This is a genomic window from Streptomyces sp. NBC_00306 (genome assembly GCF_036169555.1).
Taxonomy (GTDB): domain Bacteria; phylum Actinomycetota; class Actinomycetes; order Streptomycetales; family Streptomycetaceae; genus Streptomyces; species Streptomyces achmelvichensis.
Genome location: NZ_CP108032.1, coordinates 6,767,359 through 6,786,344, shown reverse-complemented (window position 1 = coordinate 6,786,344; position 18,986 = coordinate 6,767,359). Strand labels below are relative to the sequence as shown.

The window sequence follows — 18,986 nt, the reverse complement described above, 5'->3', positions numbered from 1 at the left end:
CGGCTTTGTGAATGATCGCACCAGCTACCGGCGCCCACGCTTCCTCGCACCCCTGCGCGAGCACCTCCGTGACACCCTGTGGTTCGCCCCCACCCTGGGACTGATCGGCTCCGTCGCCCTGTGGGTGGGCGTATCGGAGTTGGACTTCGCGCTCGTCCGCTATCTCCAGGACGCGGAGGAGTTCGAGGTGGTGGCCGACTTCACGTCGATCACCGACGAACTGCAGACCATCGTCACGACCATCAGTTCCGCGATGATGACCTTCATCGGTGTCGTGTTCAGTATTTCGCTGGTCGCCGTGCAGATGGCGAGCGGTCAGCTCACTCCCCGCGTGGTGCGGATCTTTGTGCGGAGCCGGATCAGCAAGGCGACGCTGACGGTGTTCCTGGGAACGTTCCTGTTCTCGTTGCTCGTGCTGACGTCGTACGAGAGCGAGTCCGACCCCAGGCTCGTCACGTCCGTCCCGTTCGTCCAGAGCGCGTTGACCCTGTTCCTGGTGGGGGTGAGCCTGGTGCTCTTCATCGCGTACGTGAGTTCGACGCTGCGCCTGATGCAGGTGGGCCCGGTGGCCGACCGCATCGCGCGGGAGTCGTTGCGGGAGGTGTTGCGGCAGCCGACCGGTGGGAAGGACGCCGTCGGCATTCCCGCCGAGAGCGCCCGCATCTCGTATCACGGGCGGCCCGGCGTGCTGAGGGATGTGAACGTGGCGTGGCTCGTCCGGGTCGCCCGGCGGAACGGGATCGTCCTGCGCCTCATTCCGCGGGTCGGCGACTACGTCGTTCCCGGCACTCCCGTGCTGGCCGTGCACGGTGAGGCGGGCAGGGAGCTGAAGGCCGTGGGGCTCACGGCGTCCGTCGGGACCGAGCGCGCGACCTCTCAGGACATCGGCTTCGGGCTGCGGCAGCTCTCGGACATCGCGTTGCGTGCGCTGTCGCCGGCGGTGAACGACCCGACGACGGCCGTGCAGTGTCTGGACCGGATCGTCCTGCTGCTCTCCACGATGGCGCGCCAGCCGCTCGGGACGGCGTACCACCGCGATGCCAAGGGTGCGGTGCGGTTGGTGCAGGAGGTGCCCGGCTGGACCGATCTGGTGGATCTGGGGCTGGCCGAGATCCGTGGCGCGTCCACCGGCAGTCCGCAGGTCACCCGGCGGCTGATGGCCGCCCTCGACGATCTGATGCTGCTCACGTCGGCCGAGCGCAGGGAGCCGCTGCTGCGGCATCGAGAGCTGATGGCGCAAGCGGTGGCACGGGCCGTGCCCGAGGCGGCCGAGCGGGAGTTCGCACTCCGGCCCGACCGCCAGGGGATCGGCTAGGGACCCTCATGACCTCGCGGCCCAGGGCGTACGGGACGGTCAGGGCAGCCCAAGGCGTACGGGACGGTCAGGGCATCAGATGGTGGTCGGGGAAGTTGCCCGGCAGCCGCTCCCCCGCCGGACCGTCGGTGACCGCACGGACGAGCAGCTCGCCACCGACGAAGGCGCCCCGCCAGGACGCGCCGAAGCCGCCGAACAGTTCGTCGCGGTCGCCCCGCGAACGGGGCTTTCCGTGGCCGGTCTTGAATGCCCGGATCTGCGGGGCCAGCCGGTCGAAGGTCTGCGGGTCGTCGGTCGACAGGGTGGCGACCAGCGCGCCGTTGGAGGCGTTCATCGCCGCGAGCAGCTCCGCCTCGGTGTCGACCAGGACGATCGTGTCGACCGGGCCGAAGGGTTCGGCGTGATGGAGCGGGGAGGAGGGCGGCGGACCCAGGAGGGTGACCGGGGGCAGATAGGCGGAGGTGTCCTGGCCGGGCAGGAACGCACCCTCGTCCAGCGTTCCGCGGTGCAGCGGTACGGCGCCCCGCCCGATGGCCTCGTTCACCTGGTCGTCGAGTTCCTTGGCCTTGGCCGCGTTGATCAGCGGACCGAAGTCCAGTGCGGGCAACGGGTCGGACGGGTTCTCCACGGCCAGGGGGTGGCCCGTACGGATGGAGCGTACGGCGGGGAGATAGGCCGCCAGGAAGTCCGCGAACAGCTCCCGCTGGACCACGAACCGCGGGTAGGCGGTGCAGCGTTGCTTGCCGTAGTCGAAGAGCTTCGGGACGACCGCGGTGAGGGCCTCCCAGTCGCTGTGGTTCCAGATGCCCCAGGTGTTGAGACCCTCCTGTTCGAGGATGTGGCGCTTGCCGAGGTCGGCGACGGCGGTGGCGATGCCGGCGCCGGTGTCGCGGCCGCCGACGAAGGAGACACAGCCGATCTCCGGTGAGCGCACCAGTGCTTCCGAGAGCTGGCCGCCGCTGCCGCTCACCAGGGTGATGGGGAGCCCTTCCCGGGCGGCGAGCGCGGAGGCCAGGGTGAGGCAGGCGAGTCCGCCGTCGGTCGGGGTCTTCGCGATGACCGCGTTGCCGGCCAGTGCCTGGACGAGCATGGCGTGGACGAGGACGGACATCGGGTAGTTCCAGCTGGCGATGTTGGAGACCGGGCCGGCGAGCGGGCTGCGGCCGGTCAGCATGGGTTCGATGCCGTCGACGTACCAGCGCACTCCGTCGATCGCACGGTCGACGTCGGCCTGCGCGAGCCGCCACGGCTTGCCGATCTCCCAGACCAGCAGCAGGGCGAGCAGTTCACGGTGTTCGGTCAGCGCGTCGAGAGCGGCCGAGACCCTGGCCCGGCGTTCGGCGACCGGCACATGGCGCCAGGCGCGGTGCTGATCCAGCGAGGCTCGCACCGCCTGCTGCGCCGTCCCCGCGTCGAGGCGTGGCGGGCCGGCGATCGGACTGCCGTCCACCGGGCTGGTGGCGGGCAGCGGGTTGCCGTCGTGCTTCCAGCCGGCGGCCCAGAGGTTCAGCACCCGGTCGTGCCGGAAGGCCTCGGGGGCGGTGGTCAGGCAGCGGTGCCAGGCGTCCTGCCAGGCGGTACCGGGCTTCAGGGCGAGTGCGGGGGCGGGAGTGGGTGCGGTGAGGGTGGGTGCCATGAGGGTGGTCTCCGCTCGATAGGAGGCGGGAGGTGCCGGGCAGGCGGCCGCGTGCGATGGCACACACGCGGCCTTGGTGACCTGGGCGTCGACGACCGCGGCCGACCGGGCCGTCGGCAACGGCCTCAACGAGACTGTTCGAGGCGGTCGATGACGAGCCGCGAGGTCTCGGTCGGGGTGGCTCCGACGCGTACGCCTGCGGCTTCGAGTGCCTGCTTCTTGGCGAGCGCGGTGCCGGTGGAGCCGGAGACGATGGCGCCCGCATGCCCCATCGTCTTGCCCTCCGGCGCGGTGAAGCCGGCGATGTAGCCGACGACGGGCTTGGTGACGTGCTCGGCGATGTACGCGGCGGCCCGCTCCTCCGCGTCCCCACCGATCTCCCCGATGAGCACGATCAGTTCGGTGTCCGGGTCGTTCTCGAAGGCGGCCAGGCAGTCGATGTGGGTGGTGCCGACGACGGGGTCGCCGCCGATGCCGACCGCGGAGGAGAAGCCGATGTCCCGCAGTTCGTACATGAGTTGGTAGGTGAGGGTGCCGGACTTGGAGACGAGTCCGATGCGGCCCGGCTCGGTGGCGATGTCGGCGGGGATGATGCCGGCGTTGGACTGTCCGGGACTGATGAGTCCGGGGCAGTTGGGGCCGACCACGCGCGTGCCGCGCTGCCTGGCGTGGGCGTGGAAGGCGACCGAGTCGTGGACGGGGATGCCTTCGGTGATGACCACCACGAGGGCGATCCCGGCGTCGGCTGCCTCGATCACGGCCGCCTTGGCGAACGGCGGCGGCACGAACACGACACTGACATCGGCGCCGGTGGCCTCGACGGCCTGGCGCACGGTGCCGTGCACGGGGACGGCGCGGTCGTCGAAGTCGACGACGGTGCCGGCCTTGCGCGGGTTGACGCCGGCCACGATGTCGGTGCCGGACGCCAGCATGCGCCGGGTGTGCTTCATGCCCTCGGATCCGGTCATGCCCTGGACGAGGACCTTGCTCTCCTTGGTGAGGAAGATGGCCATGTCGTGTCCTCTCAGTGCGCGTTGGCGAGGTCGGCCGCCTGCTGGGCGGCGCCGTCCATGGTGGTGGCCTGCCGGACGAGGGGATGGGCCCGGTCGTCGAGGATGGCGCGGCCGCGGGCGGCGTTGTTGCCGTCGAGCCGTACGACGAGCGGCTTGGTGAGGGTCACCGTCTCCAGCGCCTGGACGATGCCGTCGGCGACGGCGTCGCAGGCGGTGATACCGCCGAAGACATTGACCAGGACGCTGCTCACGGCCCGGTCGGACAGGATCACGGACAGGCCGTCGGCCATGACCTGGGCGGAGGCGCCGCCGCCGATGTCGAGGAAGTTGGCGGGGCGGGCACCGCAGCCGGCCACGACGTCGAGGGTGGACATGACGAGGCCCGCGCCGTTGCCGATGATGCCGACCTCGCCGTCGAGTTTGACGTAGTTGAGACCCTTGGCCGCTGCGGCGGCCTCCAGCGGGTCACCGTGCGGATCGTCCTCGGAGGAACCCCAACGGGCCTGCCGGAAGCGGGCGTTGTCATCCAGGGTGACCTTGCCGTCGAGGGCGAGGATCGTGTTGTCGGTGGTCCGTACGAGGGGGTTGACCTCGACGAGGAGGGCGTCCTCGCGGACGAGGACCTGCCACAGACTTGTCAGGACGGGCGCGGTCTCGGCCGGCAGTCCGGCGGCCGCGGCGATCTCGGCGGCCTTGGCCGCGGTGACTCCGCGCTCGGGATCGACGGGGATACGGGCGACGGCCTCCGGCCGGGTGGCGGCGACCTCCTCGATGTCCGTGCCGCCTTCGGCGGACGCGATGGCGAGGAAGGTGCCGGCCGCGCGGTCGAGGACGTAGGAGACGTAGAACTCTGCGTCGATGTCGACGGGTTGGGCCAGCATCACCGTGCGGACGGTGTGGCCCTTGATGTCCATGCCGAGAATCTGACGGGCCGTCACTTCCGCCGCGGCAGCATCGGCGGCGAGCTTGACCCCGCCCGCCTTTCCGCGGCCGCCGGTCTTCACCTGGGCCTTCACCACGACCCGCCCGCCGAGCCGTTCGGCGGCCTCTCGTGCCTCGCGCGCCGTGTCCGCCGTTTCGGCGTCCGGCACCGGGATGCCGTAGTCCGCGAAGAGATCCCTTGCTTGGTGCTCGTACAGATCCATGCCAACCCCTACTGCATCGATTTCACGAGTGAAAGTGCCGCACGCCCCCTGGACACCACCCACCGGATGCGGGATAACAAGCTTCATACAGTATTCGTCGACTGTATGCAATGTACTGGGACGCCGACCGACTCCCCTACGAAGGGACAGGACTTCGCCATGCCCGATGACAACAGCGGCACCAACCCGGAACTCATCTCAGGTGGTCATCTGGTCGCCAAGGCCCTCAAGGCCGAGGGCGTCGAGGTCATCTACACGCTGTGCGGCGGCCACATCATCGACATCTACGACGGCTGTGTCGACGAGGGCATCGAAGTCGTCGACGTACGCCATGAACAGGTGGCCGCACACGCCGCCGACGGGTACGCCCGCATCACGGGCAAGCCCGGCTGCGCCGTGGTGACGGCCGGCCCCGGCACCACCGACGCGGTCACCGGCGTCGCCAACGCCTTCCGCGCCGAGTCCCCCATGCTGCTCATCGGCGGTCAGGGGGCGCACACCCAGCACAAGATGGGCTCGCTCCAGGACCTGCCGCACGTCGACATGATGACGCCGATCACCAAGTTCGCCGCGACCGTGCCGGACACGGCGCGTGCGGCCGACATGGTCTCGATGGCCTTCCGCGAGTGCTTCCACGGAGCCCCGGGCCCCTCCTTCCTGGAGATACCGCGCGATGTACTGGACGCCCAGGTGCCGGTGGAGAAGGCACGGGTGCCCAAGGCCGGGCAGTACCGGGCCTCGACGCGCCAGGCCGGTGACCCCGAGGCGGTGGAGAAGCTCGCCGATCTGCTGGTGCACGCGGAGAAGCCGGCGATCCTCCTGGGCAGCCAGGTGTGGACGACTCGCGCCACCGACGCGGCCGTCGAGCTCGTCCGCACCCTCAATGTGCCCGCCTATATGAACGGCGCCGGCCGCGGCACACTGCCGCCCGGGGACCCGCACCACTTCCAGCTGTCACGGCGGTACGCGTTCTCCAACGCCGATGTCATCGTCATCGTCGGCACGCCCTTCGACTTCCGCATGGGGTACGGGAAGCGGCTCTCGCCGAACGCGACGGTCGTGCAGATCGACCTGGACTACCGCACGGTCGGCAAGAACCGGGACATCGACCTCGGCATCGTGGGCGACGCGGGACAGATCCTGAAGTCCGTCGCCGAATCGGTCACGGGACGGCTCAACGGCGGCGCGGTCAAGCGCAAGGCCTGGCTGGAGGAGCTGCGCGCGGCCGAACAGTCGGCGCTCGAGAAGCGCCTGCCGCAGCTGACGTCGGACGCCTCCCCCATCCACCCGTACCGCCTGGTCAGCGAGATCAACGACTTCCTCACCGAGGACTCCATCTACATCGGCGACGGCGGCGACATCGTCACCTTCTCCGGGCAGGTCGTGCAGCCCAAGTCGCCCGGCCACTGGATGGACCCGGGACCGCTCGGCACGCTCGGTGTCGGTGTCCCCTTCGTGCTCGCGGCCAAGAAGGCGCGGCCCGACAAGGAGGTCGTGGCGCTGTTCGGCGACGGCGCGTTCTCGCTCACCGGCTGGGACTTCGAGACGCTCGTCCGCTACAACCTGCCCTTCGTCGGGATCGTCGGCAACAACTCCTCGATGAACCAGATCCGTTACGGGCAGGCGCAGAAGTACGGACTGGAGCGCGAGCGGGTCGGCAACACCCTCGGCGACGTCCACTACGACAAGTTCGCCCAGATGCTCGGCGGTTACGGCGAAGAGGTCCGCGACCCGGCCGACATCGCGCCGGCGCTGCGCCGTGCCCGTGAGTCCGGACTGCCGTCGCTGATCAATGTCTGGGTCGACCCCGACGCGTACGCCCCCGGAACCATGAACCAGACCATGTACAAGTAGAGGAGCCCTCTCATGACCAAGGCTCTTGAGGGCGTGCGCGTCCTCGACATGACACATGTCCAGTCCGGTCCCTCGGCCACCCAGCTGCTGGGCTGGCTCGGCGCCGACGTGGTGAAGCTGGAGGCGCCGAGCGGCGACATCACCCGCAAGCAGCTCCGCGACCTGCCGGACGTCGACTCGCTCTACTTCACGATGCTCAACTGCAACAAGCGGAGCATCACGCTCAACACCAAGACGGAGCGCGGCAAGGAGATCCTCACCGAGCTCATCCGGCGCAGTGATGTGATGGTGGAGAACTTCGGCCCCGGAGCGGTGGACCGGATGGGGTTCACCTGGGACAGGATCCGGGAGATCAACCCGCGGATCGTCTACGCCTCCATCAAGGGCTTCGGCGACGGGCCGTACACCAACTTCAAGGCGTACGAGGTCGTGGCGCAGGCCATGGGCGGCTCCATGTCGACCACCGGTTTCGAGGAGGGTCCGCCGCTGGCGACCGGTGCGCAGATCGGCGACTCGGGCACCGGCGTCCACGCGGTCGCCGGCATCCTCGCCGCGCTGTTCCAGCGCGAGTCCACCGGCCGCGGGCAGCGGGTCAACGTCGCGATGCAGCACGCCGTGCTGAACCTGTGCCGGGTGAAGCTCCGGGACCAGCAGCGGCTCGCACACGGTCCGCTCGCCGAGTACCCGAACGCCCAGGACACGGCCGAGGCCGACGAGGTGCCGCGCAGCGGCAACGCGTCGGGCGGCGGACAGCCCGGCTGGGCGGTCAAGTGCGCGCCCGGCGGCCCGAACGACTATGTGTACGTCATCGTCCAGCCGGTGGGCTGGCGGCCGATGTCGGAGCTGATCGGCCGGCCGGAACTGGCCGAGGACCCGGAGTGGTCGACGCCGGAGGCGCGGCTGCCGAAGCTGTCGAAGATGTTCCAGCTGATCGAGGAGTGGTCCTCGACGCTTCCGAAGTGGGAGGTGCTGGAGCGGCTGAACGCCCACAACATCCCCTGCGGGCCGATTCTTTCCACCAGGGAAATCATCGAGGACGCGTCGCTGGTCGCGAACGAGATGGTCGTCGAGGTGGCGCACCCGCAGCGCGGTTCGTTCACCACGGTCGGCAGTCCGCTCAAGCTGTCGGACTCCCCGGTGGACGTGGTCACCTCGCCACTGCTCGGCGAGCACAACGAAGAGGTGTACGTCGGCGAGCTGGGCCTCGGCGACGAGGAGCTGCGGTTGCTGAAGACGAGTGGAGTGATCTAGTAGTGACGACGGCTCACGACGAGGGCAAGGAAGCGGTCCGGGCGCTGCTCGAGGCCGTACGGGCCGAGGGGCGCGGCGCGCTCACGGCTCCGGAGGGCAAGACGGTCGCCGACGCGTACGGGATCGCCGTGCCGGGCGAGGCGCTGGCGCGGGACGTGGACGAGGCGGTGCTGTACGCGGACCGGCTCGGCGGCAAGGTGGTCCTGAAGATCGTCTCCCCCGACATCCTGCACAAGACGGATGCCGGCGGGGTCATCGTCGGTGTGCGGGGCGCGGCCGAGGTGCGCGCGGCCTTCTGCAAGATCGTGGAGAACGCCAAGGCGTACGCACCGGACGCACGCATCGACGGTGTGCAGGTGCAGCAGATGCTGCCGCCGGGCCAGGAGGTCATCGTCGGCGCGGTCACCGACCCGACGTTCGGCAAGGTCGTCGCCTTCGGGCTGGGCGGTGTGCTGGTCGAGGTCCTGAAGGACGTCACGTTCCGGCTGGCGCCGGTGACGGCGGACGAGGCGACGTCGATGCTGGACTCGATCCGCGCGGCCGAGATCCTGCGGGGCGTGCGCGGTGCGCCGGCGGTGGACCGGTGGGCGCTGGCGGAGCAGATCCGCCGGGTGTCCCAACTGGTGAGCGACTTCCCGGAGATCGCGGAGGTCGACCTCAACCCGGTGATCGCGACGCCGGACGGGGCCGTGGCCGCGGACATCCGCGTGATCCTCGCCGACGAACAGCCGGTGAAGCGCCGTACGTACAGCCGCGAGGAGATCCTGACGTCGATGCGGCGGCTGATGAAGCCGCAGTCGGTGACGGTGATCGGCGCGTCCAACGAACAGGGCAAGATCGGCAATTCGGTCATGCGGAATCTGATCGACGGCGGTTTCTCGGGCGAAATCCATCCGGTGAACCCCAAGGCCGATGACATCCAGGGCCGCAAGGCGTACAAGAGCGTGATGGACGTGCCGGGTGAGCCCGATGTGGCGATATTCGCGATCCCCGCGAAGTTCGTCGCGTCCGCGCTCGAAGAGGTCGGACGCAAGGGCATCCCGAATGCCGTGCTGATCCCTTCCGGGTTCGCCGAGACCGGCGAACACGGGCTCCAGGCCGAGATCGTGGAGATCGCCGAACGGCACGGCATCCGCCTGCTGGGCCCCAACATCTACGGCTACTACTCCACCTGGCAGGACCTCTGCGCCACGTTCTGCACGCCGTACGACGTCAAGGGCGGGGTGGCGCTGACCTCCCAGTCCGGCGGTATCGGCATGGCGATCCTGGGCTTCGCCCGGACCACGAAGACCGGTGTGTCCGCGATCGTCGGGCTCGGCAACAAGTCCGACCTCGACGAGGACGATCTGCTCACCTGGTTCGGCGAGGACCCCAACACCGACTGCATCGCCATGCATCTGGAGGACCTCAAGGACGGCCGGGCCTTCGTCGAGGCGGCGCGGGCGACCGTGCCGAAGAAGCCGGTCGTGGTCCTCAAGGCGGGCCGTACGGCGGCGGGCGCGAAGGCGGCCGGCTCGCACACGGGCGCCCTCGCGGGCGACGACGCGGTGTACGACGACATCCTGCGCCAGTCCGGTGTGATCCGGGCTCCCGGGCTGAACGAGATGCTGGAGTACGCGCGGGCGCTGCCGGTGCTGCCGACTCCGACCGGCGACAACGTCGTGATCATCACGGGCGCCGGCGGTTCGGGTGTGCTGCTCTCCGACGCCATCGTCGACAACGGCCTGCGGCTGATGGAGATCCCGGACGATCTGGACGCGGCCTTCAAGGCGTTCATCCCTCCGTTCGGCGCGGCCGGGAACCCGATCGACATCACGGGCGGCGAGCCGCCTTCGACGTACGAGGCCACCATCCGGCTCGGGCTCGAGGATCCACGGATCCACGCGCTCGTCCTCGGCTACTGGCACACGATCGTCACTCCGCCGATGGTGTTCGCCGAACTCACGGCGCGGGTGGTCGAGGAGTTCCGCGCCCGGGGCATCGAGAAGCCGGTCGTGGCATCGCTCGCCGGTGACGTCGAGGTCGAGGAGGCGTGCCAGTACCTCTTCGAGCGGGGTGTCGTGGCGTACCCCTACACCACCGAGAAGCCGGTGGCGGCCCTCGGTGCGAAGTACCGGTGGGCCCGTGCGGCCGGTCTGTTGGGGGGCGGCCGATGAGCTGACCCCTCCCGAGCGAGTGCGAAAGGTATTGGACAGGGGGCGCTGGCCAGCTCTTTCGACGCAAGGGGTGCAAACCGACATGACTACCACCGACATCTCGACACCCGTCGCCTTCAGGGAGGTGACGGACCGCAACGGCCGCGTGTACCGCCTCGGCGAGACCGATATCGACATCATGGGCCGTAAGCGCAAGTGGATGGTCATCCTGCCGTGGGTCGGCATGATGGGCATCAGCTCGGCCGAGTACGCGTTCGCGTCGGCCGAGGACACACTGCACATCGCACACAGCTGGAACAGCGGGCACATCTTCTGGATGCTCGGTGTGTGGGTGTTCTTCCAGGCGGCGGTGGCCTTCCCCGCCGGAAAGCTCAGGGAGAGCGGCAGACTGCCCGCGCGCTGGGCGATGATGTTCGGCGCAGTCGGCACATTGCTGGGGTATCTGTCCCTCGCGTACGCGCCGCATGTGATCGTCGCGTACATCGGGTTCGGCATGTTCAGCGGTATGGGCGCCGGCATGGTCTACGCGACCTGCGTGAACATGGTCGGCAAGTGGTATCCGGAGCGCAAGGGAGGCAAGACCGGCTTCGTCAACGGCGGTTTCGCCTACGGTTCCGTGCCGTTCGTCTTCCTCTTCACCGGCTACATGGATCTGACGAACTTCCGCTGGGTGCTCGTCTCGGTCGGTCTCTTCCTGGCCGCGATGGTGGCCGTGGCCGGCTACTTCTTCCAGGACCCGCCGAAGAACTGGTGGCCTGCCGACGTCGACCCGCTGCGGCCGCCGGACGACCCCCGGGCCCGTCGCGCCCTGGCGATGAACCCGCCCGCCGTACGGCAGTACACCCCCAAGGAGGCCTGGCAGACCGGGCGGGTCGCGCTGATGTGGTTCTGCCTGCTGTGCACCTCGGGCGTGAACATCTTCGGCATCGCCTTCCAGGTCGACATCGGCAAGGAGGCCGGCTTCGCCGGCGGAATCGTCGCCACGGCCATGTCGCTGAAGGCCATCGTCAACGGCACCGGCCGAGGGGTGATCGGCTGGCTGTCCGACCGCTACGGCCGCAAGCGGTGTCTGATCTTCGTCTGTGTCGTCCTCGGGCTGTCGCAGTACGGAATCCTGTGGTCCGCCAACATCGAGAACCTCCCGCTGTTCCTGATCTTCTCCAGCATCTCCGGATTCGGCGGTGGCGCCATCTTCCCGATGTTCGCGGCGATGACGGCGGACTACTTCGGCGAGAACAACAACGCCTCCAACTACGGGCTGGTCTACAGCTCCAAGCTGGTGTCCGGGCTGATGGGATCCGGCATGGGAGCCGTCGTGGTGAGCAACTGGGGCCACAGCGGGGCGTTCACCCTCGCCGGCTCGATCTCGCTGTTCGCCGCGTTCATAGCCCTGTTCCTGACCCCACCGGGCCGGCCGAAATCCAAGAGTCTGGCGGCCAACCCGATGCCGATCAGCCGGGACGGCGACTGAACGGACGGGTGACGAGCGTGTCGCCGAGGGGGCCGCCGCGACCGGATCGACCGGTCGCGGCGGCCCCCCTCGGCCGTGGGCGCACCATCCGCTCCCCCGCGGGCCCGGCCGTTCCGGGACGGCGGGGGTCACCCGCGTCCCGGCCCTACGAGACGCCGCTGCTCGACGGGCCGAAGAACTCGATCTCGGCGAGGGAGATCTGCTTGGCGCCCGAGGCTCCGTGGGCCGACTCCAGCGTGAAGCGCACCGCGGTGACCTCACCGACGCGGAAGGGGCGCCGCTGGCCCCCGGCACTCTGGTCGAGGGTGATGTGGCGCGTCGTCGTCCTGCCGTCGGCGGTGGTGATCAGTGCCTCGACACGGTGCGGAAGCGCGGACGAGGACAGCTGGTCGGCGCGGGCCGAGACACCGGAGGTGATCACCAGGTCGAGCAGGCGGGTGGGGCGGTCGAAGCGGGCCTCCACCCACTCCCCCTTGCCGGACTGCGAAATGCCCGGACCCCACCAGGTGTTGTTGAGCTTGTCGACCAACAGCTGCGGGCCGTGGCCGGGGTACGAGCGGGAGGCGGTGACCCGGTCCGGCGAGAGGGGGGCCCGCTTGGCGAAGTGGTCGCGTGTCGCCTGAACGCCGTCGTCGGCCTTGACCAGGGCGGTGACGAGCAGGGCGAGGACCAGCGCCGCCACCACCCAGTTGAGGACCCGGCCGAAGCCGCGGCGCAGGCGCGGGCGGTCGCCGGCCCACGGGGCCTCGGCGTTGCGGGAGGCGAAGAGGCGGCGCCACCACGGCAGTTGGCCCGGAGTGTGCGGCCGCTCGCCCATGGGCATGGCGCAGCGGCCGCAGAAGTGCCGGTCGGGCCGGTTGGCGGTGGAGCACCAGGGGCAGCGCACTCCGCCGGTGGTTCCGTGGTCCGGTTCCGGGGCCCGGACCTGCGGACGGGCGGCAACCGGGCGGCCCGGCAGCACGGGTGCCACGGCCGGCTCGGCCGGAGCCCGGTGTTCGGGATCGGCGACCGGTACGAGCAGGGATCTGGCACGTTCGGACGCCGCGTCCGGTGCGGGAGCCGGGTCATGAGCGGCGGGCGGAGCGGAGTCGGGGGCGGCCGGCGGTACCGGCCGGGTGGGGGCGGTGTCCGCGGTGGCGTCGGGGCCGGTGTCCCCTCGGCGTGCCGTGGTCCGTCCGCCTCCGTCGTGCGGGATGTCGGTCCTCGGCTCGTGCGGGCCACCCGTCGGGGCCGGTGTTGCTCCGGCCTGCGGGTGCGGGGTGGGTGCGCCGTGTCCGCGCTCGCTGTCGGCCGTCGCGCCGGGGCCGCCCGCGACCGGGGTCCGGGGCTCGGCGCCCCGGTCCGACGCATGGGCCGCCGTCCCGCCCTCGGCGCTGGGGGCCCGGTCCGGAACGGCGGCCGCGGGCACGGCCGTTGCCGCGGGCCCGGCGGACGCGGACGCCGGCGCGGACGAGGAAGAGGACGATGACGATGCGGTGGACGGGGACGCGGTCCAGCCGAGCACCGCGCCGCAGGAGTCGCAGAAGGACTGTCCGGGTTCGGCCCGGGTTCCGCACTCGGCGCAGCTCGGGACCCCTTCCCGTCCGGGGCCGGTGCCGGAGGTCTGGCTGGTCATCTCTCGGGGTTCCTTTCGGCAGCGATCACCTGGACCGCGTAGGGCATGTGGGCGGGCCGGGCGGCCGCCACGAGGCTGTCCAGACGGTGTTCGTCCGAGGGGGTCGGGTCGGGCAGCCGCAGCGTGACGTGCAGTCGCGGGCGGTGCTCGCCGGGGACCGGACCGAGCGGGCGTGCGTCCCAGTCGGCGGCGCCGCTCTCGGTGATCTCGGGCTCCACCCCGAAGGCGAGCCGGATCGCCTCGGCGAGACCGCGGCGGGTACCGCGGACACGGTGCAGATACGCCGCGGCGGCGACGGCCTCGCGCAGCCGGGTCTCCGGCTCCGTGCCGTCGGTTTCGGCTCCGACCCAGCCGCCGAGCCAGTGGGTGAAGTCCACCGGGGCGAGAGTCGGCGTGAAGTAGGAGTCCAGACAGTCGAGGACGTTGAGGATCGGCGCGATCACCTCGTCGAGCCCGGCGACGAAACGCTGCGCGAGGTCGTCGTCGGCGAAGACCGCGGGCAGCATCGCGCCGATCGGTGCCGAGGATTCCAGCCCGTCGACGGAGCCCCTCACGCCCCGTCCCCGATCACGCGGACCCGGTGGTCGAAGGAGAACACCAGGGAGGGCGGGGTGAGATCGATGCGATTGGTGGCCTCACCGCGTTTGCCGGTGAGGGGGTCGGCGGGGTGGAGCTGCACCTCGTCGACGAGTTCGACGCCGGGGACGCGCTGGAGGACGGCGAAGACCTCGCCGGACTGCACGGGGCGGCCGAAGGGCCAGCCCCGCCCGTCGGCGCCGCCGGTCAGCGGGTCGAGGTGGCGGTAGAGGGCGTCGTGTGCCTGGCGGCGGACCCGGTCGGTGTCGGTTCCCCGGAACGCGTGCAGCGTCGCGACGACCGTGACGCCCTGGTAGAAGGGCGGGCCCACGGCCAGCCGGGTGCCGATCAGACGGCGTTCGTCGAGGTACCGGGTGATGCGCCGCAGCAGCGCGTCACCGGGGACCAGTTGCTCGAAACGCAGCCGGCCGCCGGGGTCCGGCACCGCCTGCGGGACCACCAACACCCGTACCGCGTACGCCCCGTGCTCTCCTTCGTCGCCCTCCAGGCAGGTGATGCGCGCCGTCTCGGGGGCGGCACGCCGGGCGAGTTCCTCGTAGTCGCGCAGGGTCACCGCCCGCTCCTGGGCGCGCAGGGTGATGGGCGCCCTGGTCTTCGCCTCCGCCACCGTCTCGCCGTCGACCCCGCCGCGCGCGGCCTCACGGTTGACGACCTCGGAGACGTACGGGACGGAGGTGCGCAGCACCCGGACGGCGCCGCGGGCGACGTTGCCGGCCCTGCCTCCTCCGGTGCTGTAGCGCAGCGCACGGATGACGGCGCCCTTGGCGGCCACGGCCCCGTACTGGCGCAGGGTGCCATCGGGTTCCCGGACCGCGGGGCCGAAGGCGATCTCGCCGGTGGCGGCGTCGAGGGTGATGTGCCGGTCGTGCGGGGCGGTGGCGGCGAACGACGGCACGACGTCCCAGTCGGCCCAGCCGTCGCGCTCGGCGGTCTGGAGCAGCACCGGCGGGGTGTCGCCGACCACGGGTGCGTGGGCCAGGCGCAGCCGCTGCCCGGGCAGGCCGGTGGACTCGCCGAGCGCCTCGTCGTACACGGTCTCCGCGTGCACGGCGGTGGTGGTGCCGCCGATGGTGAACGCCTCGGCGGACCGTACGGTCGGGGAGGTCGTGTAGAAGGGCTGATCGGGCAGGGGTTCGGTGACGCGGCAGCGCAGCCAGCCGGCTTCCTGGCCGCCGGTGCGGGAGAGGGTGTGCCCGCCGGGGATGTGCAGGACGACCTCACCCGGCCTGTTCAGTCCGCCGGTGCCGTCGCGGTCGACCTCGCAGGCCGCCCAGCCGTCCTCGGTCCAGGCCTCCCAGACCAGCGGCGGCTGTCGCGGGTCGACACCGACTCCGTCGACCCGGCTGTCCAGTTCCATCGCGAGCGCGCAGTGCGGTACGGCGGCGCTGAGGCCGAGCAGCATGCAGTCACCGGGCCGCGGGGACTCGGCGAAGCACATCACGTCCTTGCCCTCGGCGAGGTCGGCGGTCCTGTCGGCGCGCGCCTCACCGCTCTGCTGGACCACGAGGTTCCTCAACTCGCACGGAATGACGGTCAGTTCGCGCTCGGTCGCGAAGACGACCGCTTCCTCGCTCTCGGTGCGTGTGGTGGCGACCTCGGTGCCGACCGGCAGCAGGACGTGGTCCTCCTGCGGTGCGGACAGCCAGAACGTGACGTCGGTGCGGGCGGCCGAGGGCGGGAAGAGGGTGATGCCGACGAGGTCCAGGAAGGCCAGGTGGTTCTTCTCCGGCACCCGGTTGAGCCGGTAGACGATCTGGTCGGCCATGTGGGCGACCGTTTCCACGAGGGTGACACCGGGGTCGGAGACGTTGTGGTCCGTCCACTCCGGGGCGCGCTGCTGGATGTAGCGCTTGGCGTCGTCGACGAACTGCTGGAAGCGGCGGTCGTCGAGGTTCGGGGAGGGCAGAGCCATCAGCGGTCGCTTTCGGGAGCCGGGTCCGGCTCGTCGTGGGAGGGAATGACATAGAACGGGAAGACCAGGCTGCGCGGGTTGTTGGTACCGCGGATCGAATAGCGGACGTCGATGAAGAGCACGCCCTGCTCGGTGCCCGCCGTGACCTCGACGTCATGGACCTCGATGCGCGGTTCCCAGCGGTCGAGGCCGGCGTACACCTCGTGCTGGATGCGGCCCGCGGTCGCCTCGTTGACCGGCGCGAACACCAGGTCGTGAATGGCGCAGCCGAACTCGGGGCGCATCGGCCGCTCGCCCGGGGCGGTGGCCAGCACGAGCCGGATCGCCTCCTCGATCTCGCGCTCTCCGCTGACCAGGGCGATGCCGCCGGTGGGCCCGATCCGCAGCGGGAACGCCCAGCCGGATCCGACGAACTGCTCGGCCATCAGATCACCGGCTTCCCGTTGGCGGTGACCAGGCCCAGCATGCGGATGAACGGGGACTGCACGTTCACACCGCCCGGTCCGGTCGTCCGGAGCTGCACACTGCCCGAGGGTCCGAGCGCCCCGAGGGCGAGGACCCCGGCGGTCGAGCTGACGTTGAGGGCGGACCGCGCCCGGATGTTCATGAGGCCGCCGCTCTTGATGGTGAGGGATTTGCCCGCCGAGAGGGTCAGGTCGTTGCCGGCCTCGACGGACACCGAGGTGCCGCCGGTGATGGTGACGGCGCCCTTGCTGTCCACGGTGATCTCGGTCCGGGTGCGGTCGAGGTCGATGGTGAGCCGGTCGTTGCCGGTGACGATGCGCACGCCCTGCTTGCGGGCGCCGGTCTTCTGGCTGAGCAGGTCCACGCGGTTGCCCTGCCGGTCGGACAGGGTGTGCCGGATCGCCTGCTTCTTGAGCCCGTCGTGCAGCGGCACGTCCTTGACGACGGTCGGCTGGTCCAGGCCGTTGTAGAGCCCGCCGATGACGAAGGGATGGTCGAGGGCGCCCCGGTCGAAGGCCACCAGCACCTCGTCGCCGACATCCGCCGGGAAGACCCCGCCGCCGCCCGAGCCGCCCAGCTGCACGGTGCGCGTCCAGTCGCTGACGTACGCGTCGTCCAGCCACGGGAACTGCAGTTTCACGCGCCCCTGCTTCAGCGGGTCCTGTACGTCGGTGACCAGCGCGTTGGCCACACTCGGCAGCCGAGGGGCCGCCGTTCCGCCGCCGGACGTCAGACCGAACAGCGAGCGCCACTGCCGGCCGCTGACGGTCACCCACGTCTCGTAGTGACTGCCGTCGCCGAAGGTGTGCCGTACGGCGGTGACCGTGTACTTGCCCTCGAACGGTGTGCCCACCTCGGTGAGCGTGACGGGCACACCAGGACGCAGCTGGGGGTTGCCGCGCACCGTGACCTCGAGTTCGGCGAAGGAGGAGGTGATGTCGTCGGCGAGGGAGCCGGCGGCGAACCTGACCTCGGTCTGCCGGTCGTACGGGGTGTCGGTCTCGACCAGTTTGGCGGCCTTGAAGGCCGTGGCCGCCTTCCCCGGGGTGGTGCCGATGGCGATGCCCGGGTTGCTGCTCGCCTTCGCCAACTCGACGATCTTCTTCTTGGTCCTGACGTCCCAGCCGCGTGCCTCGACCTTGTCGACCTGGTCGGCGGCGGTGACGGCGGCCCGGCAGCGCAGTACGTCGATGCCGCCCTGGAGCACGAACGGGCTCTTCTCGCCGGGCGTGCTCGTCGGGGGCGCCCCAGACGCCGGGTCCGGTTTCACGAATCGGAACTTCCCCTTGGGGTCCAGCGACATCACCATCTCGTTCTCGTCGGCGAGCCGCGCCAGGAAGTCCCAGTCCGTCACATGGGACTGGCTGACGAAGTCGTAGACGCCCTTGGTGCCCTGGACCTCGCCGATCGGGATGCCGTTCGTCCCGGCCAGTTTCCGGGCGATGTCGGAGGCGGTCTGGTTGCGGTACGCGGCCACTCTGCGCACCCGCATCAGACGGTGGCCCGGGTCGTAGCCGCGGATGACGGTGAAGGTGCCGGTGCCGTCGTAGTCGGTCTCCATGCCGGTGACCTCGCCGGTGAGCAGCGGGGAAGCCGCTCCCTGGCCGTCGGAGACGGGGGCCAGGACCACTGTGGAGCCGAACCTGATGTTCAGTTTGCCGAGCAACTGCCCGTGCGGGTCGCGGAAGGTGAGCCGGAACGCGCCGGGCACCCCGGCACCGAGGTCGACCCAGCCGCCGACGAGCAGGTCCGCGTATGCGGGCGGCAGCTTCTTGCTGTCGATGGTGACGTGGATGACGTTGGAGAAGGAGGGCTTCACCATCAGCGTCCCACCTCCTCGGCGGCCGGAAGGACGAGTTCGATGCCGGTCGGCAGACGGGACGGGTCGTCGATGCCGTTGGCCTCGGCGATCGCCCGCCAGGCGGACGCGTTGCCGTACTCGCGCCAGGCCAGCGACGGGAGCGAGTCACCCGCGACGACCCGGTGCACGCTGCGCGCGGTCAGCGCGCCCGATGTCGGGTTCTGTCCCTTGGTCTTGGCGGGGATCTCGTGCAGCGACACCTGGCAGGTGGCACGAATGGGCACACCGGTCGTGCCGAACAGGGAGTACGTGACGTCGACGGAGCTGACGTACGCGGTGAAGCGGGCCGTGGAGAACGAGCCCCACTGGAACACCACCCACGGCGGCGACGGCTGCTTGGCGGCGATGCTCTTGGCCGTCACCTCGCAGCAGTCGAGCAGGGACTCCACCTTCTTCAGCACCGAGGTTCCGCTCGGCTTGCCGGACGAGTCCAGGAAGACCTCGACCGTCATCTCCCGGGGCTCGGGCCCCATGAACTCGGGGACCGTGCCGTCACGCACGGCCGCCGCGGGCGTGGACTTCCACTGGGCGCGGCGGCTCAGCTGCAACTGAGCGGGGTTGAAGTCGAAGGTGAACGTCTTGATCAGAGCGCCCGGGGTGGTGCTGGTACCGACGGGCGGCTCGTGGATGGCGAGCGTGGCGCGCACCAGGCTCTTGCCGGCGCCCTTCTTGCCCTGTGCCATGTCGTGTGCCGC

At 70.4% G+C, this 18,986-nt stretch carries 14 protein-coding genes; 5 read left to right on the top strand and 9 right to left on the bottom strand.

Annotation, left to right across the window (positions count from 1 at the left end):
- The first annotated feature begins 7 nt into the window (after positions 1–7).
- The gene (locus tag OHA05_RS30275) at positions 8–1,315 is read left to right on the top strand and encodes a DUF2254 domain-containing protein (RefSeq protein WP_313943094.1); all 1,308 of its coding nucleotides are present in this window, start codon (positions 8–10) and stop codon (positions 1,313–1,315) included.
- Positions 1,316–1,382: 67 nt separating this feature from the next.
- On the opposite strand, the gene OHA05_RS30270 is transcribed toward OHA05_RS30275, so the two are convergent.
- From OHA05_RS30270 to sucC, 3 genes are all read right to left on the bottom strand, one after another.
- Complete coding sequence (locus OHA05_RS30270; RefSeq protein WP_328862260.1) at positions 1,383–2,951, bottom strand: aldehyde dehydrogenase family protein; 1,569 nt, start codon at positions 2,949–2,951, stop codon at positions 1,383–1,385.
- 125 nt (positions 2,952–3,076) lie between these two features.
- Entirely contained in the window at positions 3,077–3,964 is an 888-nt protein-coding gene (gene sucD, locus OHA05_RS30265; RefSeq protein ID WP_328862259.1) for a succinate--CoA ligase subunit alpha, read from the bottom strand.
- A gap of 11 nt (positions 3,965–3,975) precedes the next feature.
- The gene (sucC, locus tag OHA05_RS30260) at positions 3,976–5,109 is read right to left on the bottom strand and encodes an ADP-forming succinate--CoA ligase subunit beta (RefSeq protein WP_328862258.1); all 1,134 of its coding nucleotides are present in this window, start codon (positions 5,107–5,109) and stop codon (positions 3,976–3,978) included.
- Positions 5,110–5,268: 159 nt separating this feature from the next.
- Here sucC and OHA05_RS30255 point away from each other — a divergent pair, with 159 nt between their 5' ends.
- From OHA05_RS30255 to OHA05_RS30240, 4 genes are all read left to right on the top strand, one after another.
- Positions 5,269–6,963 (top strand): thiamine pyrophosphate-binding protein, encoded by a 1,695-nt coding sequence (locus tag OHA05_RS30255; RefSeq protein WP_328862257.1) that lies wholly within the window; start codon positions 5,269–5,271, stop codon positions 6,961–6,963.
- A 12-nt stretch (positions 6,964–6,975) separates the two neighbouring features.
- Entirely contained in the window at positions 6,976–8,214 is a 1,239-nt protein-coding gene (frc, locus tag OHA05_RS30250) for a formyl-CoA transferase (protein WP_313943099.1), read from the top strand.
- A gap of 2 nt (positions 8,215–8,216) precedes the next feature.
- On the top strand, positions 8,217–10,370 hold the full coding sequence (locus tag OHA05_RS30245) for an acetate--CoA ligase family protein (RefSeq protein ID WP_313943100.1): 2,154 nt from the start codon (positions 8,217–8,219) through the stop codon (positions 10,368–10,370).
- Positions 10,371–10,452: 82 nt separating this feature from the next.
- A complete protein-coding gene (locus tag OHA05_RS30240) occupies positions 10,453–11,841 on the top strand; it encodes an OFA family MFS transporter (protein ID WP_313943101.1) in 1,389 nt (462 codons plus the stop codon).
- 145 nt (positions 11,842–11,986) lie between these two features.
- Here OHA05_RS30240 and OHA05_RS30235 read toward each other — a convergent pair whose 3' ends face one another.
- From OHA05_RS30235 to OHA05_RS30210, 6 genes are read right to left on the bottom strand one after another with little or no spacing between them, the layout of a single operon-like run.
- Complete coding sequence (locus tag OHA05_RS30235) at positions 11,987–13,456, bottom strand: NADase-type glycan-binding domain-containing protein (RefSeq protein WP_328862256.1); 1,470 nt, start codon at positions 13,454–13,456, stop codon at positions 11,987–11,989.
- Positions 13,453–14,010 carry a phage tail protein gene (locus OHA05_RS30230; protein WP_328862255.1) on the bottom strand — a complete coding sequence of 186 codons (558 nt, stop codon included), beginning with the start codon at positions 14,008–14,010 and terminating at the stop codon, positions 13,453–13,455. Before OHA05_RS30230 ends, OHA05_RS30235 begins: the two co-directional genes overlap by 4 nt.
- Complete coding sequence (locus OHA05_RS30225) at positions 14,007–15,965, bottom strand: putative baseplate assembly protein (RefSeq protein WP_328862254.1); 1,959 nt, start codon at positions 15,963–15,965, stop codon at positions 14,007–14,009. Before OHA05_RS30225 ends, OHA05_RS30230 begins: the two co-directional genes overlap by 4 nt.
- Entirely contained in the window at positions 15,965–16,390 is a 426-nt protein-coding gene (locus OHA05_RS30220; RefSeq protein ID WP_313943105.1) for a GPW/gp25 family protein, read from the bottom strand. The genes OHA05_RS30225 and OHA05_RS30220 overlap by 1 nt, the downstream gene beginning before the upstream one ends.
- Positions 16,390–18,252 carry a VgrG-related protein gene (locus tag OHA05_RS30215; RefSeq protein WP_328862253.1) on the bottom strand — a complete coding sequence of 621 codons (1,863 nt, stop codon included), beginning with the start codon at positions 18,250–18,252 and terminating at the stop codon, positions 16,390–16,392. The genes OHA05_RS30220 and OHA05_RS30215 overlap by 1 nt, the downstream gene beginning before the upstream one ends.
- Positions 18,252–18,974 carry a CIS tube protein gene (locus OHA05_RS30210; protein ID WP_313943106.1) on the bottom strand — a complete coding sequence of 241 codons (723 nt, stop codon included), beginning with the start codon at positions 18,972–18,974 and terminating at the stop codon, positions 18,252–18,254. Before OHA05_RS30210 ends, OHA05_RS30215 begins: the two co-directional genes overlap by 1 nt.
- Between the last annotated feature and the right edge of the window lie 12 nt (positions 18,975–18,986).